We start from the raw sequence: 22,125 nt of genomic DNA on the forward strand, positions 1-22,125 counted from the left end.
CCCTACGACCCCGCCCGGCACCGGCGCCGCGGGGTCGTAGGGCGTGCGGGTGAAGACGAACGTCGCGAGGTTGAGCGCCACCGGGTCGAGCCGCAGCGTCTCCCCGGCGAAGTAGCCGTCGAGACCCACCCAGGTGCCGTCGGGGCCTGGCCGGAACCGGCTCGTGCGCCCCGGCCTGCCGAGGCCGCCCAGGTGCAGGAGCCCTCCCGGGATCGCGCGCAGAACGTACGGCGACGGGCCCCAGTACCAGGGGCCGAGCAGCTCCAGCGGCACCGGCGAGCTCTGCGGCGTCCACGGGTCGACGATCCGGGGTTCGGCGGCGCGCAGGTCGGCGAGCAACGCCGCCGTCAGGCCGTTGTCCAGCCCCGAGGTCGTGTTGGCCAGCACGAGCGCGCCCGCGCCCTCCTCGCGGTCGACCCAGAGGCCGGCGAGGAACCCGGGCATCGACCCGCCGTGGCCGACCAGCACCGGGCCCGGCCGGGCCGGGTCGGTGCCCACGCGCTGGACCTGCACACCCAGCCCGTAGGACGACCAGGTCGCCGCCGACGAGTCGATGCCCGCCGGGATCGTCATCTCCTCGAGCGTGTCGGGCGAGAGCACGCCGCCGGTGTCGCCGAGCAGGAACGCGCCGAGCCGGGCCAGGTCGGTGGCGGTGGCCCACAGCTGGCCCGCCGGGGCCATCACTCCCGCGTCGTGCTCGGGCTCGACCTGCACGGCGTCGGCCCAGGGGTGCACCGCGTAGCCCTGGGCGGCGCGGCCCGATGGACGGGTGGTCGTGCGGGTCATGCCGAGCGGGGCGAGCACCTCGTCGCGGGCCACCTCGGCCCAGGAACGGCCGCGCGCCCTGGCGACCAGCTCACCGAGCAGCCCGAACCCGAGGTTGGAGTAGTGGAACCGACGCGCGGCAGGCAGCACCACGTCGGCGGCCGAGAGCCCGAGGCCCTCCAGCGTCGTGCCCGGGGCCCGCTCCCACCACTGACCCGGGCTCTCCGACCCGGCACCGGCGAGGTGCGAGAGCAGCTGGCCGACGGTCCGGCCGCCCAGCGGGGTCCCGGGCAGGTGCACGTCGAGCGCGTCGTCGAGGTCGAGCCGGCCTTCGTCGCGCAGCCGCAGCACGGTGATCGCGGTGACGGTCTTGCTGATCGACCCCAGCCGGTACTGGACGTCCTGGTGCGGCTCGGTGATCTCACCGCGCCCGGTCGACCACACCAGCGCGCCGTCGCGGACGACGCCGGCGACCAGCGCGGGAACGCGACCGTCACGCTGGGCGCGAGCGGTGCGGGCGAGCAGCGTCCGGGCGGTGCTGGGGAGCAGAGACGGCATGCGGGCCACGCTAGCGGCGGGCTCAGCCCGCCGGCGCGGGGACGGGCTCGGCGTAGATCTCGGCGTGGCGCGCCGCGGCGGCGGCCCAGGTGTACCGCGCCGCCACCGCGGCCCCGGCCACCCGCAGGCGATCCCGCAGCGGGACGTCCGTGAGCACGGCGCGCAGGGCCGCGGCCAGTGCCACCGGATCACCTGCCGCGGGGAGCAGCGCGCTCTCACCGTGGGTCAGGTACTCGGTGAACACCGGCACGTCGCTGGCCACGACCGGCAGGCCCTGGCTCATCGCCTCGATGGTCACGAGCCCGAAGCCCTCCTTGAGCGACGGGTAGGCGAGCACGTCGGCGGCCGCGTACCAGGCACCGAGCTCGGCGTCGCTGACGGTGCCGAGCTCCACGACGTCCCGGCCGGCCCGCAGCCCCATGCCGGGCAGGTCGGCGAGCGCGGCCTCCCGGTAGGGCGCGAAGTCCTGGAACGAGTGGCCGCCGACGACGGCGAGCACGGGACGCGGCGTGCCCGCCGTGTCGGCCTCGGCGGCCAGTTCGGCGAGCGCCCGGAACGCGACGAGGCTCCCCTTCCGCGGCTCGATCCCCCCGACGGCGAGCAGCAGCGGACCGCGGGCCCTGACCCGCAGGCGCAGAGCGGCCCGCTCCGCCTCCGGCACCGGCGGGAAGCGGCCCGGGTCGACCCCGTTCGGCACCACGGTGGCCGTGACGCCGAACTCGGCACGCAGGATCGCCCGCCACTGCTCGCTCACCACCAGCACCCGGTCCGGCTCGGTGATCGCCCGGCGCTGGCAGTCGATCAGCACGGGCGTGGTGAAGTCGTCGACGTGGTGAGCGGTGCGCAGCACGCGCACGGCCGCCCCGGTGACCGCGCGGGCCCGCAGCGCCGCGCGGGCGGCGATGCAGTCCTGGGCGTGCAGGACGTCGAACTCGGCGATGCGCTCCGCGAGCCCCGCCGCGAGCAGGTCGATCGCGCTGAGCACGCGTTGCTCCAGCGTGGTGCCCTCGCGCGACGGTCCGCGCAGCACCGTGTGCGGCGCGTCCGTCTGCCGCCGGTAGAGCCCCGCAGCGGGGTCACCGAGCGCCACGACGTGCACGGGATGCCCGCTGCGGTGCAGCGCCTCGGCGAGCCCGAGGGTGTGGACGTGCCCACCGCGCGGCGTCGTCGAGTGGCTGACGAGCGCTACCCGCGTGACGTCGGATGCAGCGACGAACCGGTCGCTTGACACAGCCGGGCCGAGAGGTTTCCTATGGGACACGAGCAGTTACTCTAGTGAACGACCCAGGGGGACGGGCATGACGGCGGTGGACGAGGGCACCACACTCGGGGTGGCCGGGCTGATCATGGAGCTGCAGAGCGTCGGCCTGCGGCTGGAGACCACGCTCGAGACGTCCCGCCAGGGCGGCGCCGGCCCGTCCGACTCGGGCATGCTCTGGATCGAGGGCGTGCCGGTGACGGTGCCCCCGAGCCCGACCTCGCCGTACTCCCTGCGCGCCGAGGACGACGGCCAGGCCATCTACCGCGACGGCGCGAAGGTCGCGTCGGTGGCGGGCACGGCCCGGCCGCGGTTCTACGACCTCACCACCGCCGACGGCGTCCCCTACCACCAGATCGCGCTGCTGCACCTGGACTCGCTGGCCTCCACCGTCGTCCAGGCGTGCAACTACTGGGGCAACTCCGACCAGTGCGGCTTCTGCGGCATCGGGCTCTCCCTCGCGGCGGGGCGCACCATCGCGAAGAAGACCCCGGAGATGCTGGCCGAGGTGGCCGTCGCCGCCAAGGAGCTGGACGGCGCCGTGGACGCGACGCTCACCACCGGCTCGTCGGTGGCGCCCGACCGCGGCGCGCTGTACGTGGCGCGGTGCGGGCAGGCGGTGAAGGAGGCCGCCGGGCTGCCGGTCGAGGTGCAGTTCGAGCCGCCCCGCGACCTGTCGACGATCGACCAGGTGCACGAAATGGGGGTCGACGCGCTCGGCATCCACGTGGAGTCGTTCGACCCCGCAGTGCTGGCTCGCGTCGCCCCGGGCAAGTTCCGCACCGGCATCGAGACCTACTTCCGCACGTGGGAGCACGCCGTCGGGCTCTTCGGCGAGGGCCGGGTCTCCACCTACGTCATCCTCGGCATGGGCGAGGACCCCGAGCTCACCGTCGAGATGTGCCGCCGCGCCGTCGACATCGGCGTCTACCCGTTCGTCGTGCCGCTGCGGCCGGTGGCCGGCTCGCTGATGCAGGACGTGCCCGCGCCGTCCCGCGAGTACACCGAGCCGATCTACCGGAAGGTCGCCGGGTTCCTCGCGGAGCGCGGGCTGGGCGCCGACACCGCCGTGGCGGGCTGCGCCCGCTGCCAGGCCTGTTCATCGCTGAACCTCGTGCAGAACGCCGGGTCGCCCGCACCGTGCGGGCCGACCGGCGGTGCTCCGGGTGGAGCGCCGCTGCTGCAGATCGGCAGGCGGCCGGAATGACCGCGCCCGCGCTCTCCCGCCCGACCCGCATCCGTCCGGTGCCGCCGGTGAACGTGCTGGTCGGCGTCGACCCGGTGCACTGCCGCCCGGTCCGTGACGCGGCCGGGCTCGCCGCACACCACCGCATCCGCCACGCCGTGTTCGTCGAGGAGCAGAGCCTCTTCACCGGCACCGACGAGGACGCGCACGACGCCCGCACCGACGTGGTGCACGTGCTCGCGCTGCATGCCGGCCGTCCGGCCGGGACCGTGCGGCTCTACCCGGTCGGGCCCGGCGAATGGCTGGGCGACCGGCTCGCGGTGCTGCCCGAGTTCCGCGCGGCCAACATCGGCGCACCACTCGTGCGGTTCGCCGTGGCCGCCGCCGGTGCGCGTGGCGGCCGGCTGATGCGTGCGCACGTGCAGCAGGCCAACGAGCGGTTCTTCCACCGTCTGGGCTGGCGCACCGACGGGCCGGTGGAGACCTACGTCGGCCACCCGCACGTCCCGATGTGCGTCGAGCCGATCGCGCTGTGCCCGTGGCTCGCCGGGACTACTCCACGGTGACGCTCTTGGCGAGGTTGCGGGGCTTGTCCACGTCGCGCTCCAGCACGACAGCGGCGTGGTAGGCGAGGATCTGCAGCGGGATCGACATCAGGATCGGGTCGAGCTCCGGCTCGTTCTTCGGGATCACCAGTGTGCGGTCGGCCAGCTCGGCGGGCAGCTCGCGGTGCGCGACCGCGATCACCGGGCCCTTGCGGGCCTTGATCTCCGACAGCGTCGAGGTGTTCTTGTCCAGCAGGTCGTCGTCGGGGACGATCGCCACGGTCGGCATCTCGGGGCTGATCAGGGCCAGCGGGCCGTGCTTGAGCTCGGCCGACGGGTAGGCCTCGGCGTGCACGTAGGAGATCTCCTTGAGCTTCTGCGCGCCCTCCCGCGCCACCGGCCACCCGCGGCGCCTGCCCACGAACATCACACTGCGGCTCTGCGCGATCTCCGCCGCCACCCCGGCGATCATCTCCGACCGCTCGATGATCTCGGTGATCTGGCCCGGCAGCGCAGTGAGGCCGGCGATGATGCGCCGCCCCTGCTCGGGGGACAGGTCGCGCATGCGGCCGAGGTGCAGCGCCAGCAGCGCGAACGCCGCGACGGTCGAGGTGAACGACTTCGTGGCGGCCACCGACATCTCCGGGCCCGCGTGCAGGTAGATGCCGCCGTCCACCTGGCGCGCGATCGTCGAGCCGACGACGTTGACGATGCCGATCACGCGGCCGCCCTTGCGTTGCAGCTCCTGCACCGCCGCGAGCGTGTCGATCGTCTCGCCGGACTGGCTGACGGCGACGTACAGCGTGTCCGGCTCGACCACCGGGTTGCGGTAGCGGAACTCCGACGCCGCCTCGGCGCTCGCCGGCACCCTGGCGAGGTCCTCGATGAGCTGCGCGCCCAGCTCCCCCGCGTAGCAGGCCGAGCCGCAGCCGAGGATCTTGACGCGCTTCACCTCGCGTGCCTCGCGCACGCTCAGGTTGAGCCCGCCGAGGTGCGCGGTCTCGAACCGCTCGTCGATGCGCCCCTTCAACGCGCGCTCGATCGTGCGCGGCTGCTCCTGGATCTCCTTGATCAGGTAGTGCGCGTGGTCGCCGATCTCGGCCCCGACGACGTCCCAGTCGATCGTGGACGGGCTCTTCGCCGTGGACCGGTCATCGAGGGTGTAGGTGCGGTAGCCGCCCGCCGTGATCGTCGCGAGCTCGCCGTCGTCGAGGTAGACGACCTGGCGGGTGTACCCGATGAGCGCGGCGACGTCGGACGCCACGAACATCTCCTTCTCCCCGACGCCCAGCAGCACCGGGCTGCCGTTGCGGGCGATGACGATCCGGTCCGGGTACTCCGCGTCCAGCACCGCGAGCCCGTAGGCACCGACCACCTGCCGCAGGGCCTGTCGCACGGCCTGCTCGAGGTCCCCGGCCCCGGCGGCGAAGGCCGCCGCGACGAGGTGCGCCACGACCTCCGTGTCGGTCTGCGAGACGAACTCCACGCCGTCGGCGGTGAGCTTGGCCCGCAGCTCGTCGGCGTTCTCGATGATCCCGTTGTGCACCACCGCGATGCGGCCCGCGGCGTCGAGCTGGGGATGCGCGTTGACCTCGTTCGGCTCGCCGTGGGTGGCCCAGCGGGTGTGGCCGATGCCGGGTGAACCCTTGAACCTGGCCGGGAGCTCGGCGGCGAGGTCGGCCACGCGACCGCTCACCTTGCGCACCTTGAGCGCGCCCTTGGAGCTCAGCGCCACCCCGGCGCTGTCATAGCCGCGGTACTCCAGGCGGCCCAGACCCTCGAGCAGGATCGGGGCGGCGTCCTGGGGACCGACGTAACCGACGATGCCGCACATACAGTGTCCTCTCGGTTCTCGTCCACTAGCCGTAGACCATCCGCCGCAGCTGGCGGGCCGACTGCTGGGGCGGCGCCACGCGCCGCACCGCCAGCTCCGCAGCCACCACGGCGAAGATCTGGTCGTTCGTGAGCCCGCGGTTCTTCAGCTCCGCGTGCCGCCGCCGGACGAACTCCGGCAGCTCCTCGGCGAAGTAACCGACCACCTCGGCCACCACGCGTGCCGCCTCACCCGCGTTGAGCGGGGTGCTGCGAACCAGGTGCGCGATGAGGTCGTCGTACGGTCCGGCGGGCACGAGAGCTGATAGTGCCCTGCGGGCGCCCATACTCCAACTTCTGTGCCCGATATCGGGCAGGATTCGGAGCTTTCGCGACTCCGGGGGCCGGTCAGGCGGCGGGTTCGAGCTCTCCCGCCTCCCACAGCCTCGCGTAGAAGCCACCCGCGGCCAGCAGCTCGTCGTGGGTACCCGTCTCGACGATGTGCCCGCCGTCGAGCACGACGATGCGGTCGGCCCGGGCCGCTGTGGCCAGCCGGTGGGCGACGACGAAGGTGGTGCGCCGGGCCGCGACCCGGTCGCTCGCGGCGAGGACAGCGGCCTCGGTGGCCGGGTCGAGCGCCGCGGTGGCCTCGTCGAACAGCAGCAGGTCGGGATCGGCGAGCTCGGCGCGGGCCAGCGCCACCAGCTGCCGCTGCCCCGCCGACAAGCCCTGCCCCCGCTCCCCGACCAGGTGCCGGAACCCTCCGGGCAGGCTGCGCACCAGGTCGAGCGCACCGACGGCCCGTGCGGCGCCCTCGATCTCGGCGGGCGTGGCGTCCGGACGGGCGTAGGCGATGTTGGCGGCGACGTCACCGGTGAACAGATGGGGCTCCTGCGGCACGATGCCGAGCCGGTGGCGGTAGTCGCCCAACGGGTACCGCCGGATGTCCACGCCGTCGACGAGCACGGCACCGCTACCGGCCTCGTAGAACCGGGCGAGCAGCTTGACCACGGTGGACTTCCCCGCGCCCGTGGCCCCGACGAACGCGACCGTCTCGCCCGGCGCCACGCGCAACGACACGTGCTCCAGCGCCGGGCTGTCGGAACCCGCGTAGGCGAACCCGACGTCGCGCAGCTCGACCTCCCCGCGCAGCCGGGGCGGCACCGTCGCAGGCTCGCCGAGGGGTTCCGGCGGCACCGAGGTGGGCGTGCGCAGCAGATCGGAGATGCGGGAGAGACCGATCCGGGCCTGCTGGTAGCCGTCGAAGACCTGGGAGAGCTGCTGGACGGGCGCGAAGAACAGCCCGAGGTAGAGCAGGAACGCCGTGAGCACACCCGGCGTGAGCTCCCCCGACGCCACGCGCGCCGCCCCGACGCCCAGCACCACCGCCTGCGAGATGTCGGACAGCAGCGCAACGAACGGGAAGTAGGTGGCGATGTAGCGCTGCGCCCGCAGCCGGGAGTGCCGGTAGGCCGCGCTGCGCTCGCCGAAGGTGGTGGCGCTGCGCTCCTCGCGGACGTAGGCCTGGGCGATGCGCACGCCCGTGACGTTCTCCTGCAGGTCGGCGTTGACGATGCTGACCTTCTCGCGGGCCTCCGCGTAGGCCATCGAGGACATCCTGCGGAACACGACCGTGGCGACCACCAGCACCGGCAGCGCGGCCAGCGCCACCAGCGCGAGCTCCATGTCGGTGACGAGCAGCGCCACGGCCACCCCGACGATGGTGAGCAGGCTGACCACCGCCTGGGTCAGACCGGTCTGCAGGAACGTCGACAGTGCGTCGACGTCGGTGGTCATCCTGGTCATGATCCGGCCGGAGAGCTCGCGCTCGTAGTAGTCCAGCCCGAGTCGTTGCAGGTGGGCGTAGCTGCGCACCCGCAGCAGGTAGAGCAGGCTCTCGCCGGCGCGGGCGGCCACCACGGTCTGCGCGGCCACCACGGCCCAGTCGAGCACCACCACCGCGAGCCCCACCAGCGCGGCGGTGAGCAGGACGGCCGGTGCGTGCGCGGAGATCCCCCCGTCGACGGCGAGGCGCGCGACGCTCGGGAACGCCAGGGTGGCGAGTGCGTCGAGCGCCACGAGCGTGACACCGACGATGAGCAGCGCGCGGACCGGCCGCAGCAGCCGCGCCAGGCGGAACTCGGGGTCGGGCGCCGTGGCGTCGGTGCTGCCGAGGCGGGGCTGCTCGGTGGCGGGCGGCAGCGCCTCCACGGCGGCCATCAGCTCGGGCGTGGGCGGCATGGCACCTGCCATTGCCGACACGCCGCCCGCGCCCCCGCCGCCGGCCGCTCCACCACGGGAGGAACCACCGCCCCGCAGGCCGCGCGCCGCAGCCGCGGGCTCCGGCCAGAGCTCCGGGGTGGCCTGCGTCGTCCACGGACCGGCCGACGGCGACGCGACGGACTCCTTCGCCGGGACGGCTGCCGGGGACGCCGGCTCCGGCTCGGCCACCGCGAGGAGCTCCCGGAACAGGGCGCAGCGTTCGGTGAGCTCGGCCTCGGTGCCCACGTCCACGACCTGGCCTGCGTCGAGCACGACGATGCGGTCGGCGAGGGCGAGCGTGGAACGACGGTGCGCCACCAGCACCGTGGTGCGGGTGGCGGTGAGGGTGCGCAGCGTCTCGTGGATGGCGGCCTCGGTGGCGGTGTCGACCGCGGAGGTGGCGTCGTCGAGCACGAGGACCCGCGGGTCGGTGAGCACGGCCCTGGCGAGCGCGATGCGCTGGCGCTGCCCGCCCGACAGCGTGAGCCCCCGCTCGCCGACCAGCGTGTCGTAGCCGTCGGGCAGCATCTCGACGAACGACTCCACCTGCGCGGCCCGTGCCGCCGCCCGCACCTCGTGCTCGCTCGCGTCGGGACGGCCGTAGGCGATGTTGGCCCGGATGGTGTCGGAGAACAGGAAGGCCTCCTCGAACACCACGCCGAGCTCGCGCCGGAGGTCGGCCATCCGCATCCGGGGCAGCGGCACGCCACCCAGGCGCACCTCGCCCTCCTGCGGGTCGTAGAACCGCGGCAGCAGCAGCGCCACCGTGGACTTGCCGGAGCCGGGCGGCCCCACCAGCGCGAGGGTCTCGCCGGGCTCGACGCGCAGCGACACGTCGGCCAGCACCGGCTCACGGTCGCCGTAGCCGAACCGGACGTGGTCGAACTCCAGCGACAGCGGGCCGGGAGGCAGCGCGACGGGCACCTCGGGGTCGACGACGTCGGGCCGGGACTCGACGAGGTCGTACACACGCTCGACCCCCGCCCGCGCGAGCTGGGCGCTCACCACGAGCGAGGCGAGCAGCCGCGCGGGGCCGACGAGCTGTGCGACGTAGGTGGTGAAGGCGAGGAAGGTGCCGAGGCTGATGGAGCCGTTGAGCGCGAGCCAGCCCCCGAGCCCGATCACCCCGACCTGCCCGAGCGTGGGCAGCGCGAGCAGCGTGGGGTTGAGCCGGGCGGTGAGCCGCGCGGCCCGCATGCGCTCGGCGAAGAGCCGCAGGGCGCCGCGCTCCAGCGACGCGACCTCGCGGCGCTCCTGCCCGAACCCCTTGACGACCCGGACCCCCGTGACCGTCTCCTCCACCTGCTGCGCGATGTCGGCCGCCCGCTGCTGGGCCGACCAGGTGGCGGGGAACAGCGTGGTCCTGGTGCGCAGGGTGATCCACGTGGCGGCGGGCAGGAGCACCAGCGCCACCAGCGTGAGCAGCGGTGAGAGCCACAGCATCGCGCCGATCGACACCACGACCAGCACCACCCCGCCGAGCGAGATCGGCACCAGCGACAGCAGCGACTGCACGAGCTGCAGGTCGGTGATCGCCCGCGAGACGACCTGGCCGGTGCGCAGCGCGTCCTGGCGCTCGCCGTCGAGCCGCTGCACGGCGGCGAAGACCTGGCGGCGCAGGTCGTGCTGCACGTCCAGGGCGAGCCTGCCGGCGAGGTAGCGCCGGAAGAAGGCCGAGACGAAGCGGACCACGGCCAGCACGAGGAAGGCCACCACGACGGCGGCGAGCACGGCCGTGGACCCCTGCACCGCGTCGTCGACGACCACCCGCGTGAGCAACGGGCCGACGGCGTCGAGACCGACCCCGAAAACCGACGCCACGAGCGCGCCGATGGCCACCCCTCGGTGGCGGAAACAAGCACTGACGAGTCGGCGAATCCAGCCAGGGGGAGCAGCGTCGGGCACGAACACACCGTAAGCCGCGGCCCCGACAGGTGGCGCCGACGAACATCACCTCACAAGCGACACATCACATGGCGGACGTCACAGCCCCGACATGTCGGCAGCGGTTCCGGATGCGCCGTACCGGCGTCAGGTGACGTCGCGCCGAGAACCCACCACCCAGCCCGTCGCGCCCACCGCCGCCGTCCACACCGCGAGCACCAGCAGCGCGCCCCACCACGGCGGTGGAGCGGTGACGCCGGCCAGCGTCTCGACCAGCCTGCTGCCGATCTGGGGCCCCGCGAGCACACGGGCCGGGATGTCGTAGATCGCGATGTCGCCCGCGTTGCCCGGGAGGTAGGACGTGAGCCGCTGGAGTGTGACGGAGGCGGCGCTGTTGAGCAGCGCGGAGATCAGCAGCTCCCCGAGCAGCAGGTACACGAGTACGCCGACGAGCCCGCCCACCTGGTTGCCGACCACGACGCCCAGCGCGGCACCCAGCGCCGCCCAGAGCGCGGACACCACCATGCCGATCGCCGTGACGGCGACCAGCGCGCCCACCGAGGGGAACGCGCTTCCGGCCTGACCGGCGACTCCCGCCAGCACCCCCACCAGCGCCACCACCGCGCCGTAGCCGGCCCCGACGACGGCGCTGACGCCCATCGCGGCCAGCTGAACCTGCCACCGCCTCGGTCCCAGCAGGTAGGTGGTGGTGACGGTGCGGTGGCGGAACTCCCCCGCCGTGGCGACGACGCCGTAGCAGGCAGCGAACACCGCGGTCAGGCCGAGCGTGTAGGCGAGCGACCCCAGCAGCAGCGGCAGCCTGCCCCCGTCGTCGGGGATCGCCGCGGTGAACAGGCCGCCGAACACATTGATGATGATCGAGAGCACCACCGCGGGCACGAGGAGTCCCCACCACAGCTTCGTGGAGGACACCTTGCGCAGCTCGGCGCGCAGCAGCCGTCCCATCAGCCCGCCCGCCACGGTCCGGCGGTGAGCTGGAAGAACAGCTGCTCCAGATCGATCTTCTCCTCGGCCAGGCCGTAGATCGCCACCCCCGCGGCGAGTGCCACGTCCCCGACGTGGACGGGGTCGGTGCCCGCCACCCCGAGGCGCCCGTCGGGCAACGTGTCGATCTCCAGGACGCCGGTGCGGGCCAGCGCGTCGGCCAGCCGGGCCGGCGCCGCACACCGGACCAGCACGCGCGCCCGGCGCGACCCCCGCAGCTGCGCGAGCGGTCCCTGGAACATGCAGCGGCCCTTGCTGATCACCACGAGGTGGTCGACGGTCTGTTCCACCTCGCCGAGCAGGTGGCTGGAGACGAGCACGCTGCGTCCCTGCGCGGCGAAGGCACGCAGGAAGGCCCGCAGCCACGCGATGCCCTCCGGGTCGAGCCCGTTCCCCGGCTCGTCGAGGATCAGCACCTGCGGGTCGCCGAGGAGGGCCACGGCAAGGGCCAGCCGCTGCCGCATCCCCAGCGAGTAGCCGCCCACCCCCCGGTCGGCGTCAGCCGTGAGCCCGACCGTGCCGAGCACGTGGTCGACCGCGGCGTCGGGCACCCCGATCGCGGCCGCGCAGGCCAGCAGGTGCCTGCGCGCGGTGCGGGCCGGGTGGAACCCCTGGGCCTCGAGCACCGCGCCGACGACCCGCGCCGGATCGGACAGCTCGGCGAACGGCACGCCGTTGACGCGTGCATCGCCCGTGGTGGGCGTGATGAGCCCGACGATCATCCGCAGGGTCGTGGTCTTGCCCGACCCGTTGGGCCCGAGAAAGCCCGTGACGACCCCGGGCTCCACGGAGAACGTCACCCCGTCCACGGCGACGACCGCACCGAACCGCTTGCTCAGCCCCTGGACGGTGACGCGCCCGCTCCGATCGTTCATCCGATCGGAACGAGCTAGCTCGGGTCGGGCAGGGCGGGCACCACGGGAAGGGCGGGGTCGGTGGTCGAGGCGATCTCGGCGGGCGGCCCGTCGATCGCCGCGATCACGGCCTTGGCCCACGCGCCGTGCCCGACGTCGCCGAGGATCGCGTGGTCGCGGACGCGTCCCAGGTTGCGGGAGGGCAGCTCCGCGATGCGCAGCTGGTGGCGCGCCGCCTCCTCGCGGATCACGGCGTCGAGTGCCGCGGTCGGCGCGCCGCGCCCGGTGCGCGGGATGGTGCCGATGACGGAGCCGGTGGGCAGCGCGGCGATCACCTGGCGCAGCGAGGTGTCCAGCCCCGGGGTGTGCCGGGCGACGTCCTCGGCGCCGATGATGCAGCTGACGAGCGCAGCCGGCTCCTCGGCGGTGAGCGAGGCCAGCTCGGGGAGCTGGCGGGCGAGGACGTCCGCCACGTCGGCGCCCGCCCGGGACAGGTTCACCACGCGCCAGGCGTCGCGGCGGCGCAGCATCTCGTGGACGACCCCGACGTAACCCACCTCGCGGGTGGTGGCGCCGATCCCCTGGCTGGCCGAGTCGCCGAGCACGACCCACAGCGGTCCCGTGGCCCGGCGGGCCTCCATGTTGGCGGCGGCCCAGTCGTCGGCGTACGCAGCCTCGCGAAGCCTGCGCGCGGAGGCTCCCGGCAGCACGCCACCGAGGAATCTCTCACCTCCCGCCTTGACCCGACGCGCTGCCGCACGCATCTGGGGAACCTGCCGGGGAGAGCTCATGTCGGGACTCCGAGCGGTCGGCGCCTGCTGGTGGCGACACGGGGGCGAGGGTCGTCACCGTAGCCAGCGGCGGTGATCGTCCACCGAGCGGGTCCCCACGCCGGAACCACCGGGTTCTCGTGATCGCCACACGCCGTTACCATGCGCATCGTCACGGCGAGTGTCCGCCCGCCCACCGTCACCGGGAGGCCGCATGACCAGCCAGCTCACCGATTTCACCTCGACGCTCGCGAGGTGGGAGGCCGAGCGGCCGGACTCGGTCGCGATCCGCTTCGGTGGCACCGCCCGCACATGGTCCGAGCTGGCCCGCCGGGTACGGCAGAACGCGGCGGCGCAACGCGCGGCGGGACTGCGTCCCGGTGACCGGGTGGCGGTACTCGACTTCAACCATCCGGCCTGCCTCGAGCTCACCCTCGCCTGTGCGCAGATCGGCACGGCGAACGCGGTGGTGAACTTCCGACTGGCACCGCCCGAGATCGTCTACGTCGTCAACGACGCGGCGGCGCGCATCCTGTTCGTCGGGCCGGAGTTCGCCGCGGCCGTGGCACAGGTGCGCGACCAGCTGCCCACGGTCGAGCGCGTGATCCAGGTCGGGGGCGCCGACGACGAGTACGAGGCCTGGCTGGCGGCGCACCGGCCCGATCCGGAGGTGCACCCCGCCCACCCCGACGACTGCTTCGTGCAGCTCTACACCTCGGGCACCACCGGTTTCCCGAAGGGCGCGATGCTCACCCACCGCGGCATGCTCGCCCACGCGGAGAACTGCGCCGTCGACTTCCGGATCGACCCGGACGCCCGGGTACAGGTCGCGATGCCGCTCTACCACGTCGGCGGCACCAGCTACGCCCTGATCACGATCTCCGCCGGTGCGCAGATCGTGATGCTGCGGCTGCCGGACCCGGCCACGGTGCTGGAGGTGCTCGAGTCCGAGCGGATCACCCACACGTTCCTCGTGCCCGCACTGATGGCGGTGATGGCCCAGGTGCCCGGGGCCGCCGACCACGACTTCTCGGCACTCAAGGCCGTGACCTACGGGGCCTCCCCGATGCCGCTGCCGGTGATGCGGGCCTGCCTGGAGCTGTTCCCCGGCGTGATGCACCAGGTGTACGGAATGACCGAGGCGTGCGGCGTCGTCAGCGCGCTCGGCCCGGAGGACCACGAGGATCCCGCCGTCGCGCACCGTCTCGTGTCCGCAGGCAGGCCGATCCACAACGTCGAGATCGAGATCCGCGACCCGGCGACCGGCGGCCCGGTACCGCGCGGTGAGGTCGGCGAGATCTGGGTGCGCACCCAGCAGCTGATGCGCGGCTACTGGGGCAAGCCGGACGCCACGGCCGCCGCCATCACCCCGGACGGCTGGCTGCGGTCGGGGGACGGCGGCTATGTCGACGCCGACGGGTACGTCTACGTCACCGACCGGATCAAGGACATGATCATCAGTGGCGGGGAGAACATCTACCCCGCCGAGATCGAGCGGGTGCTGGCCGAGCACCCCACCGTCGCCGACGTCGCCGTGATCGGGGTGCCCGACGACCGGTGGGGCGAGGTTCCCAAGGCCGTTGTCGTCCCGGCGCCCGGCTGCGAGGTCGACACCGAGGCGCTGCTCGCCTACTGCCGTGAACGGCTCGCGGGGTTCAAGTGCCCGAAGTCCGTGGACGTGGCGGAGGAACTGCCGCGCAACCTCACCGGCAAGGTGCTGAAGAAGAACCTTCGCGAGCCCTACTGGGAGGGCCGCGAACGCCGGCTGGTGTAGAGCGCCGGTGCGGCTCAGAGGTAGGACTGCACCTCGCCGCCGTCCACGAAGAGCTCGCTTCCGGTCATGAAGCTCGACTGGGCGGACGCGAGGAAGAGCACGGCATTGGCGATCTCCGCAGGCTGAGCGACCCGTCCCAGCGGAAGCTGCTTGGCCATGGCGTCCAGGAGGCCGGGCGCCGCACTCGAGTCGGGGGCCAGGCCACGCAGTCCGGGGGTGTCGGTCGGCCCAGGAGTGACGGTGTTGACGCGCACACCTCGGGGGCCCAGCTCGGCGGCCCAGACCCGGGTGAACTGACGGACCGCCGCCTTGGATGCGGAGTAGACGCCGAAGCCGGCCGTGCCACGGCTCGCCGAGCTGGACCCGGTGATCACGATGGATGCGCCCTCGTTCAGGAGCGGGAGCGCCTTCTGGACCGTGAAGACGGTGCCCCGGACGTTGCTGCCGAACGTCTTGTCGAAGCTCTCCGGCGTGAGGTCGGCGAGGGTGGTGATGTCGCCACCGCCGGCGTTCGCGAAGACGACGTCGAGACCTCTGCCGCCCTCCTCGATGACTCCGAACACGCGAGCCAGGTCGTCGAGATCGGAGACGTCGCTGCGGATGGCCGTGACGCTGTCTCCGAGGAGAGCGCTTGCGGAGTCCAGTTCCGACTGCCGCCGCCCCGTCAGGTGGACGCGGGCTCCCTCCTCCGCGAAGCGTTTCGCCACCGCGAGCCCGATACCTGTACTTCCGCCGGTCACCAGAGCAGTCTTCTCGTCGAGCTGACCCATTGCCGTCCCATCGCCGTCGAGTTCTTGACCTTCCGGTCCACAATACGAGTGGTGGACCGATCGGTCAAGAATTACTAGACTGATCCCATGGCCAGACCGCGGCAGTTCGACGAGGAGCGCGTGCTGCACGCGGTCCGCGACCAGTTCTGGGACGCCGGCTACGCGGCCACCTCACTGGAGGACCTGCTCCGCGTCACCGGGCTGGGCAAAGGCAGCCTCTACGCGGCCTTCGGCGACAAGCGCCGGCTCTTCCTCCGGGCACTGCGCAGCTACACCGACGTCAGCCATGGGTACCTGCGGGAGATGCTCGACTCCACTCCCCGGGCCCTGGACGCGTTGCGGACGTTCGTGATGGCACCGGTGAGCGACGCGGGCGCGGCGCGGCGCGGCTGCCTCATGGCCAACAGCACCTGCGAGCTCGCTACCGCGGACCCCGACGTCCTGACGGAGGCCCGGCGCACCTACGAGGCCACCACCGCCCTGGTCGCCGAGTGCGTCGTGCGGGCCCAGGACGAGGGCGATGTGCCGCCCGATGCCGATCCGATCGAGACGGCGCGCGCCCTGCTCGCCGCCCAGCAGGGGCTCGTGTTCATGGGGCGCACCGGCATGGAGATCGGGACGCTGACGGCGACCGCACGCTCCCTCGTCGACCAGCTCCTGCCGGGCGCCCCGACGTCGTGATCCGCCGAGGCGTCAGCGGCGGGGTGCGCCGGGCTCGGAGGAGACGGCCGGGTCGAAGCCGAAGCTGACGATCGCCGGCAGGTCCCCTCTCCGCAGGCCCTCCAGCACGAACAGCTCGTGCGGCACCACCGACTCGGGCAGGTCGTCGAGGCGGTACCAGCGCAGGTCGGCCGACTTGGCCTGTTCCACCCGCCGAGGCTCACCCGTCCAGGTGCGGCAGGAGAAGAAGAAGTCGACGCGCTCGTCGATCGGCTGACCGTTGCCCTGGGTGCGGTGCATCACCGTGAGCGGCACCAGGTCGGCGGGGGTGATGCCGATGCCCAGCTCCTCCTCGGCCTCGCGGCACGCGGCGGCGTACACGGACTCATCGGCCTCGACGTGACCGGCGGCGGCCGCCGCCCAGTGACCGTCGCGGTAGCCCGTGCCGCATCGCAGCTGCAGGAGCACCTCGTCGGTCTCGCCGACGCGCCGGAGGGGCAGGACGTACGCGGCCGGGACGACGCGGAAACTCACGACGGCAGCGTAGTTACGCTGCGGGCCATGGTCAGCTCCCACTACGAGAAGATCACTGCTGCCGACGGCGGTGTCTTCGACGCGTTCTGCGCCGTCCCGGAGACGGGCCCCGCGCCGGGGGTGCTGATCTTCCAGGAGATCTTCGGCGTCAACGACAACATCCGCGGCCTGGCCGAGCGGCTCGCCGCCGCCGGGTACGTGGCGCTGGCCTCCGACATGTTCTGGCGGATCGAGCCCCGGTTCGAGCGCAAGGACGAGTCCGGCATGGCCGACGGCTTCGAGCGTGTCCACCAGCTCGACTTCCAGCTCGCAGGCTCCGACATCACCGCAACGCTCGCCCACATGCGCGCGATGCCCGCCTGCGACGGCAAGGTCGGCGGCGTGGGCTTCTGCCTCGGCGGCACGCTCGCCTACCTCTTCGCCGCCACCTCCCGCGTGGACGGGGAGGGGCCGAACGCCGCGGTCTCCTACTACGGCTCCGGGATCACGGGCATGCTCGGGTTGGCGGAGCAGATCGAGTGCCCGATCCTCCTCCACTACGGCGACCGCGACCCCTACATCCCCGCCCAGGACATCGACGCCGTCGAACAGGCCATGGCCGGGCGCCCGAACGCCACCGTGCACCGCTACGACGCCGGGCACGCCTTCTCCAACTGGGACGCCCCGTCGATGTACGACGAGACCTCCGCACGGGTGGCCTGGGACCGCACCATCGAGTTCTTCGACGAGCACCTGCGCCACTGACCCACTGACTCACTGACCCACTGCCCCTGGGCCTCAGAAGGGTGGCGGTTCGTCGGCTCCGGTGCTCGTGGCCTCCTTCGGGGTGCGGGGTTCGGTGAGTGGGGGTGGGTCGACCCGGTAGGCGTGGCCACTCGGTGTGGTCCAGAGGATCGATCCGTCGGGGTACTGGCTGACGCTCCAGCCCGGCATGCCCTTCAACCGGTGATGCGGCCGGCATTTCGGGCCGAGGTTCGCCGCGGAGGTGGGCCCGTTGCCCGCGACGGGGTCGAAGGGGATGTTGTGGTCGAGGTCGCAGCGGTCGGCGGGCACCCGGCAGCCGAGCCCTTGGCAGTACTGGTGGCGCGCGATGACGTGTTCGGTCAGGTGGGGTGGTGGGCGGTAGCGGGTGGTGCCGTAGTCGAGCAGTGCGCCGCTGAGAGGGTCGGTGACCAGGCGGTGCCAGATGCTGTCGGGGTCGGCGGCCAGTTCCCGGGCGTACTCGGCGGGGATGGGGCCGTACCCGGCGAGCTCACCGGGTTCGTCGCTCACGCCGCGCAGGGTGTCGAGGGGGACGGTGACCCGGATCTGTATCGACACCTTGTTCGTGACGGCGGGGACACCACCCTCTGGCGCCAGTCCTGGCAGCCGGTCGGACCCCGGTACGACCGGCTCGATCCCTGCGGTTGGGCTGCTGGTGCGGGATCCGGTGGGGACTGAGGAAGTGGTGGCGGCCTGCTGTCCCGCGGGGCTGCAGAACCCGGTCTCCCGCAACACCAGATCCACCAGCGCATCCGCCCGCCGCGCCGCCATCGGCCGCTCATCGGCACCGCCGCAGCCGCGGGCGTGCTGATCCAGCACCGCGAACACCCCCACCGCCTCCGCCGCCGGCAACGTTGCCGACAGGGTGGCCATCCCATCGCGCTCCGGGTAGAGGACCACGCCGCGGTCGCGCCGCTTGCGCTCGCGTCGCCGGGCGGTGGCTTCACTGTCGGCGCGCAGCACCGCGCGGCGCACCGCCGCGCGAAGCTGCCCGGTGGTCTGCTCCGGCGCCCGTGGCAAGACCTTCCGCTCCACCACGGCCGCAGTCGCCGCATCCAGATCAGCACAGCCCTCGGCGATGATCCGCGCCTTGGGCAGGGTGATCGCCCAGCCTCCAGGGTGGCGAAGGCGGCTGGGAACTCCTCCACCAACTGCCGGGCTTCCCCGACCCGCCACGCGGTGCCGCCGGGGGACAGCCGCAGCATCATCCCGACCTCGGCCTGCACGGACTCCACCGCCTGCACCGCGGTCAGACCCGCAGCAGGGTTGGTCTCGGCCGCCGCGACGAACTGCGTGATCTCCGCGTACTGGCGGGCCTGCGCCCAGGCGATGACCTTCTCCCACGCCCCGATCCGCTCCAGCGCCTCGAACCCGTCCACGGGCGGTCCGGCCTGATCCAGGACCAGCACCGCCATGCCGTCCGGGGTGAAATCGGACCACGGCATCGGAGCGACCTCCGCGACAGCATCGAACATGTGTTCGATTCTAGTTCGCAGGTCTGACAGAACCTGGTCGCAGACCGGTGGCAATGATGTCGAGAGAGCCGCGCCGGCTCCGACTACCTCCCGACGGCGCCGGACGAGGGCGCCACAAGTGCAGGAGGAACTGCGTGAGTCAGCTGCTGAGAGTGCAGAACTTCAACGTGTCGAGCGACGGGTTCGGCGCAGGCGAGAACCAGAGCCTCGAGAGGCCGTTCGGGCACGCCAACCCCGGCGACATGTTCGCCTGGTGCGGCGCCACGGCGAGCTGGCCCATGCGCACCGAGCCCGGCGGGAGCCGCGGCCTCGACGACTACCTCACCCGGGACTACGAGCGCAACATCGGCGCCGAGATCATGGGCCGCAACAAGTTCGGCCCCCAGCGCGGCCCCTGGCTCGACCACAGCTGGCTCGGCTGGTGGGGCGACGAACCCCCGTTCCGCACCCCGGTGTTCGTGCTGACCCACCACGAGCGTCCGTCGTTCACCCTCTCCGACACCACGTTCCACTTCGTCGACGCCGACCCCGCGGCGGTCCTCGAGCGGGCGCGGGACGCTGCGCAGGGCAAGGACGTCCGGCTCGGCGGCGGGGCCACCACCATCCGGCAGTTCGTCGACGCCGGCCTCGTCGACACGATGCACGTGGCGGTCTCGCCGGTGAAGCTCGGATCCGGGTCGCGGCTCTGGGAGTCACCCGACGAGCTGCGTGACCAGTTCCACCTCGATGTCGTGCCGAGCCCGAGCGGCGTGACCCACCACCTGTTCTGGCGAAGGTGACCTAGGGCCCCGAAGCCCCACCCGGTATTGCAGCAAAGCCACGTTGCGGCAACGTGCTTGCATGAACGTGGCTTTGCTGCAACGGGGGGTGCGATCGGCACGGGTGATCGGCGGGGCTTACTTGACTGACCAGTAACCCCTGTGTTGGCTGGTCCTATGCTGCTCTCGACACAACTCCAGTACGGCGACGACCCGATCCGCAACGCGGACGCGGTGGTCGCGATGGAGCAGGCCGGTCTGGACGTCGTGTGGGTCGCCGAGGCGTACAGCTTCGACGCGGTGTCGCTGATGGGATACCTGGCCGCGAAGACCGAGCGGGTACAGATCGGCTCCGGCATCCTCCCGATCTACAGCCGCACCCCCACCCTGACGGCGATGACGGCCGCCGGTCTCGACGCGCTGTCGGGCGGGCGCGCGATCCTGGGCCTCGGCGCGTCCGGTCCGCAGGTGATCGAGGGGTTCCACGGCGTCCCGTACGACAAGCCCGTCGCCCGCACCCGCGAGATCATCGAGATCTGCCGGAAGGTGTGGCGACGGGAGCCGGTCACCAACGAGGGCCTGTACCCGATCCCGCTGCCGGAGGGCCAGGGCACCGGGCTGGGCAAGCCGCTCAAGCTGATCAACCACCCCCGCCGGCCCGACATCCCGATCTGGGTGGCGTCGCTCGGCGACAAGAACGTCGAGATGACGGCCGAGCTCGCGAACGGCTGGCTGCCCACCGTGCTGATGCCGGAGAAGCTGCGTGAGGTCTTCGGGCCGGCGCTGGACGCGGGCACCGCCAAGCGCGCTCCCGAGCTGGGCCCGCTGCAGATCACCGGCGGCGGGATCCTTGCCATGGAGGAGGAGATGTTCGAGCCGGCGCGGCAGCTGGCCCGGGGCATGTTCGCCCTCTACATCGGCGGGATGGGCGCGCGCGGCCGCAACTTCTACAACACCGTGTTCCGCCGCCAGGGCTTCGGCGACGAGGCGACGCTCGTCCAGGACCTCTACCTGGACGGCCGCAAGGAGGAGGCGGCCGCGGCGCTGCCTGCCGACTTCGTCGACAAGGCCACGCTCATCGGCCCCCCGTCGCACGTGCGGGAGCGCATCGAGGCACTGCGGGAGGCCGGCGTGACGCATGTGCACGTGAACCCGGTCGGCAGCGATCCGCTGAAGCTGCTCGCGCAGGTCAAGGAGTGGATCGCCTGAGTGAGGGGGGCCGCCGCAATTGACGGACGGTCACCAAGCCACACTCTGTGTCGAACCCCCTCCACGACCGCAGGAGCGTGCGTTGCTCGACCTAGCCATCGCCGTGTCCGACCGACCGATGGCACCCGACCAGTACCGGTACGTCGAGACTCACGCGTGGTGGCTGGGGACCTTCGGCCCGCACCAGCACCTCACCGAGCACCGGCTCCGGCAGTGGGTGCCCGCCCGACCCGAGCGCGAGTGGGTGCTGGACCGGGAGCTGACGGGCGCGCAGACCTGGTTGACGGGCTCCGCGCAGGAGGCCGCCGACGACGGCTTCGACCTGCGGGACGTTGCCCCGGTCGGACGGTTCCGGGCCCCGTACGGCGAGTTCCGCACCGACGGCAGCATGGAGTTCGACCACTTCTGCGGCCCGGTCACCCCGCGGCGTGGCAGCTGGCAGTCGCCCACCCCGCAGTTCATCCAGGGGCTGCCCACGGACTCGGCGGAGCTGCTCGCGCGCCTGCTGGAGGACAACCCGGGCAGCTGGTTCGGTCCGTTCGCGGCGGCCGTCACGGCGCTGCGCACGGCGCTGGTGCCGGGAGAGCTGCGAGCGACGTTCTACCGCGCCCTCACCGGGCTGCCGGGAGTGTCGGTGCAGGACCGGGTGCTCAACGTGGACGGCCACGCGTGCCTCGCCATCGTCCACGACGCGGGTCGTACCCGTACCGAGTTGCTGATCGATCCGGCCGACGGCCAGTTCGCCGGGGAACGCGACACGCTCCGGACGGACTCACGCTGCGGGCTGCCGGAGGGAACCGTGATCAGCACCACCGCGGTCCGCACGGCCGTGGTGGACGCGCCGGGTGACCTGCCCCGCACCTGATCAGGTGTAGGCGGCCAAGCATGCTACGCCTCCCCCGGCGCGCGGTACCCCCTCCTCATCCGGGAGGACTAACCTGGGGTGCAGTCCTCGGCGAGACGATGCGATCCGATCAAGGCGGTCTTCAGCGTGTCCAGCAGTAGTACCTCGAATGCAGCAGGCCAGTTCGGTCCCAATGAATGGCTCGTCGAGGAGATGTACCAGCGCTTCCTCGACGATCCGGACTCGGTAGACCCAGCGTGGCACGAGTTCTTCGCGGACTACCGTCCCACCGACGAGAACGGCGCTTCCAGCAGCAACGGCACACCCACCCCCACCGCCGACCGATCGGCTGCTGCCGCCGCCGCGCCGGCACCCACCCCCACGGCCGAGCCGGCCGAGCCCAGCGAGCGACGCCGCGTCGGCGACCGCAAGGCGATGAC

21 protein-coding genes are annotated in these 22,125 nt (G+C 72.6%); 10 read left to right on the forward strand and 11 right to left on the reverse strand.

The features are described 5' to 3' along the window. Together HF577_RS28715 and HF577_RS28720 are read right to left on the reverse strand one after the other, a co-directional pair. Window positions 1-1,323 (reverse strand): serine hydrolase domain-containing protein (locus HF577_RS28715; RefSeq protein WP_169399109.1); only part of this gene is annotated, 1,323 nt, incomplete at its 3' end. A 22-nt stretch (window positions 1,324-1,345) separates the two neighbouring features. Continuing rightward, window positions 1,346-2,554, reverse strand: a complete 1,209-nt coding sequence (locus HF577_RS28720; protein ID WP_169399110.1) for an MSMEG_0565 family glycosyltransferase — start codon at window positions 2,552-2,554, stop codon at window positions 1,346-1,348. 67 nt (window positions 2,555-2,621) lie between these two features. Here HF577_RS28720 and HF577_RS28725 point away from each other — a divergent pair, with 67 nt between their 5' ends. After that, the gene (locus tag HF577_RS28725; RefSeq protein ID WP_169399111.1) at window positions 2,622-3,788 is read left to right on the forward strand and encodes an MSMEG_0568 family radical SAM protein; all 1,167 of its coding nucleotides are present in this window, start codon (window positions 2,622-2,624) and stop codon (window positions 3,786-3,788) included. After that, the gene (locus tag HF577_RS28730) at window positions 3,785-4,333 is read left to right on the forward strand and encodes an MSMEG_0567/Sll0786 family nitrogen starvation N-acetyltransferase (protein WP_169399112.1); all 549 of its coding nucleotides are present in this window, start codon (window positions 3,785-3,787) and stop codon (window positions 4,331-4,333) included. The genes HF577_RS28725 and HF577_RS28730 overlap by 4 nt, the downstream gene beginning before the upstream one ends. On the opposite strand, the gene glmS is transcribed toward HF577_RS28730, so the two are convergent. From glmS to HF577_RS28760, 6 genes are all read right to left on the reverse strand, one after another. Beyond that, on the reverse strand, window positions 4,320-6,146 hold the full coding sequence (gene glmS / locus HF577_RS28735) for a glutamine--fructose-6-phosphate transaminase (isomerizing) (protein ID WP_169399113.1): 1,827 nt from the start codon (window positions 6,144-6,146) through the stop codon (window positions 4,320-4,322). The two genes, HF577_RS28730 and glmS, sit on opposite strands and share 14 nt — an antisense overlap. 25 nt (window positions 6,147-6,171) lie before the next feature. Continuing rightward, window positions 6,172-6,441, reverse strand: coding sequence for a hypothetical protein (locus HF577_RS28740; RefSeq protein WP_407692245.1), 270 nt, complete (start codon window positions 6,439-6,441; stop codon window positions 6,172-6,174). A gap of 91 nt (window positions 6,442-6,532) precedes the next feature. Beyond that, a complete protein-coding gene (locus tag HF577_RS28745) occupies window positions 6,533-10,297 on the reverse strand; it encodes an ABC transporter ATP-binding protein (RefSeq protein ID WP_407692246.1) in 3,765 nt (1,254 codons plus the stop codon). A 120-nt stretch (window positions 10,298-10,417) separates the two neighbouring features. Beyond that, window positions 10,418-11,251, reverse strand: coding sequence for a hypothetical protein (locus tag HF577_RS28750; protein WP_169399116.1), 834 nt, complete (start codon window positions 11,249-11,251; stop codon window positions 10,418-10,420). After that, entirely contained in the window at window positions 11,236-12,150 is a 915-nt protein-coding gene (locus tag HF577_RS28755; RefSeq protein WP_169399117.1) for an ABC transporter ATP-binding protein, read from the reverse strand. The genes HF577_RS28750 and HF577_RS28755 overlap by 16 nt, the downstream gene beginning before the upstream one ends. 14 nt (window positions 12,151-12,164) lie before the next feature. Further along, window positions 12,165-12,920 (reverse strand): SGNH/GDSL hydrolase family protein, encoded by a 756-nt coding sequence (locus HF577_RS28760; RefSeq protein ID WP_169399118.1) that lies wholly within the window; start codon window positions 12,918-12,920, stop codon window positions 12,165-12,167. A gap of 193 nt (window positions 12,921-13,113) precedes the next feature. Between HF577_RS28760 and HF577_RS28765 the strand changes: the two genes are divergently transcribed. After that, window positions 13,114-14,673, forward strand: a complete 1,560-nt coding sequence (locus tag HF577_RS28765; protein ID WP_169399119.1) for a long-chain-fatty-acid--CoA ligase — start codon at window positions 13,114-13,116, stop codon at window positions 14,671-14,673. A gap of 14 nt (window positions 14,674-14,687) precedes the next feature. Here HF577_RS28765 and HF577_RS28770 read toward each other — a convergent pair whose 3' ends face one another. After that, the gene (locus HF577_RS28770) at window positions 14,688-15,443 is read right to left on the reverse strand and encodes an SDR family NAD(P)-dependent oxidoreductase (protein ID WP_169399120.1); all 756 of its coding nucleotides are present in this window, start codon (window positions 15,441-15,443) and stop codon (window positions 14,688-14,690) included. Between the two features lie 87 nt (window positions 15,444-15,530). On the opposite strand from HF577_RS28770, the gene HF577_RS28775 reads away from it, so the two are divergent. Further along, window positions 15,531-16,124: a TetR/AcrR family transcriptional regulator gene (locus HF577_RS28775; RefSeq protein WP_169399121.1), complete on the forward strand. Its 594-nt coding sequence runs from the start codon at window positions 15,531-15,533 to the stop codon at window positions 16,122-16,124. A 12-nt stretch (window positions 16,125-16,136) separates the two neighbouring features. On the opposite strand, the gene HF577_RS28780 is transcribed toward HF577_RS28775, so the two are convergent. After that, window positions 16,137-16,637, reverse strand: a complete 501-nt coding sequence (locus HF577_RS28780) for an NUDIX domain-containing protein (RefSeq protein WP_169399122.1) — start codon at window positions 16,635-16,637, stop codon at window positions 16,137-16,139. 27 nt (window positions 16,638-16,664) lie between these two features. On the opposite strand from HF577_RS28780, the gene HF577_RS28785 reads away from it, so the two are divergent. Beyond that, on the forward strand, window positions 16,665-17,381 hold the full coding sequence (locus tag HF577_RS28785; protein WP_169399123.1) for a dienelactone hydrolase family protein: 717 nt from the start codon (window positions 16,665-16,667) through the stop codon (window positions 17,379-17,381). Window positions 17,382-17,414: 33 nt separating this feature from the next. Here HF577_RS28785 and HF577_RS28790 read toward each other — a convergent pair whose 3' ends face one another. Continuing rightward, complete coding sequence (locus HF577_RS28790; protein ID WP_169399124.1) at window positions 17,415-18,575, reverse strand: HNH endonuclease signature motif containing protein; 1,161 nt, start codon at window positions 18,573-18,575, stop codon at window positions 17,415-17,417. Here HF577_RS28790 and HF577_RS28795 point away from each other — a divergent pair. The 5 genes from HF577_RS28795 to HF577_RS28815 form a co-directional block, all read left to right on the forward strand. Next, the gene (locus HF577_RS28795) at window positions 18,519-18,794 is read left to right on the forward strand and encodes a hypothetical protein (RefSeq protein ID WP_169399108.1); all 276 of its coding nucleotides are present in this window, start codon (window positions 18,519-18,521) and stop codon (window positions 18,792-18,794) included. The two genes, HF577_RS28790 and HF577_RS28795, sit on opposite strands and share 57 nt — an antisense overlap. Before the next feature lie 214 nt (window positions 18,795-19,008). Then, window positions 19,009-19,653 carry a dihydrofolate reductase family protein gene (locus HF577_RS28800; RefSeq protein WP_169399125.1) on the forward strand — a complete coding sequence of 215 codons (645 nt, stop codon included), beginning with the start codon at window positions 19,009-19,011 and terminating at the stop codon, window positions 19,651-19,653. A 156-nt stretch (window positions 19,654-19,809) separates the two neighbouring features. Then, window positions 19,810-20,841 carry an LLM class F420-dependent oxidoreductase gene (locus HF577_RS28805; protein WP_169399126.1) on the forward strand — a complete coding sequence of 344 codons (1,032 nt, stop codon included), beginning with the start codon at window positions 19,810-19,812 and terminating at the stop codon, window positions 20,839-20,841. Between the two features lie 82 nt (window positions 20,842-20,923). Further along, window positions 20,924-21,706 carry a hypothetical protein gene (locus HF577_RS28810; protein WP_169399127.1) on the forward strand — a complete coding sequence of 261 codons (783 nt, stop codon included), beginning with the start codon at window positions 20,924-20,926 and terminating at the stop codon, window positions 21,704-21,706. 78 nt (window positions 21,707-21,784) lie between these two features. Beyond that, window positions 21,785-22,125 (forward strand): 2-oxoglutarate dehydrogenase E1 subunit family protein (locus HF577_RS28815; protein ID WP_407692247.1); only part of this gene is annotated, 341 nt, incomplete at its 3' end.

The sequence above is a fragment of the Pseudonocardia xinjiangensis genome (assembly GCF_012911925.1).
In the GTDB taxonomy this organism is placed as follows: domain Bacteria; phylum Actinomycetota; class Actinomycetes; order Mycobacteriales; family Pseudonocardiaceae; genus Pseudonocardia; species Pseudonocardia xinjiangensis.

What these genes read in the sequence shown, in the direction of transcription:
- HF577_RS28725 (WP_169399111.1), top strand. Translation starts at nt 2,622, where the DNA reads ATGACGGCGGTGGACGAGGGCACCACACTCGGGGTGGCCGGGCTGATC.
- HF577_RS28730 (WP_169399112.1), top strand. Translation starts at nt 3,785, where the DNA reads ATGACCGCGCCCGCGCTCTCCCGCCCGACCCGCATCCGTCCGGTGCCG.
- glmS (WP_169399113.1), bottom strand. Translation starts at nt 6,146, where the DNA reads ATGTGCGGCATCGTCGGTTACGTCGGTCCCCAGGACGCCGCCCCGATC.
- HF577_RS28755 (WP_169399117.1), bottom strand. Translation starts at nt 12,150, where the DNA reads ATGAACGATCGGAGCGGGCGCGTCACCGTCCAGGGGCTGAGCAAGCGG.
- HF577_RS28760 (WP_169399118.1), bottom strand. Translation starts at nt 12,920, where the DNA reads ATGAGCTCTCCCCGGCAGGTTCCCCAGATGCGTGCGGCAGCGCGTCGG.
- HF577_RS28765 (WP_169399119.1), top strand. Translation starts at nt 13,114, where the DNA reads ATGACCAGCCAGCTCACCGATTTCACCTCGACGCTCGCGAGGTGGGAG.
- HF577_RS28770 (WP_169399120.1), bottom strand. Translation starts at nt 15,443, where the DNA reads ATGGGTCAGCTCGACGAGAAGACTGCTCTGGTGACCGGCGGAAGTACA.
- HF577_RS28775 (WP_169399121.1), top strand. Translation starts at nt 15,531, where the DNA reads ATGGCCAGACCGCGGCAGTTCGACGAGGAGCGCGTGCTGCACGCGGTC.
- HF577_RS28785 (WP_169399123.1), top strand. Translation starts at nt 16,665, where the DNA reads ATGGTCAGCTCCCACTACGAGAAGATCACTGCTGCCGACGGCGGTGTC.
- HF577_RS28805 (WP_169399126.1), top strand. Translation starts at nt 19,810, where the DNA reads ATGCTGCTCTCGACACAACTCCAGTACGGCGACGACCCGATCCGCAAC.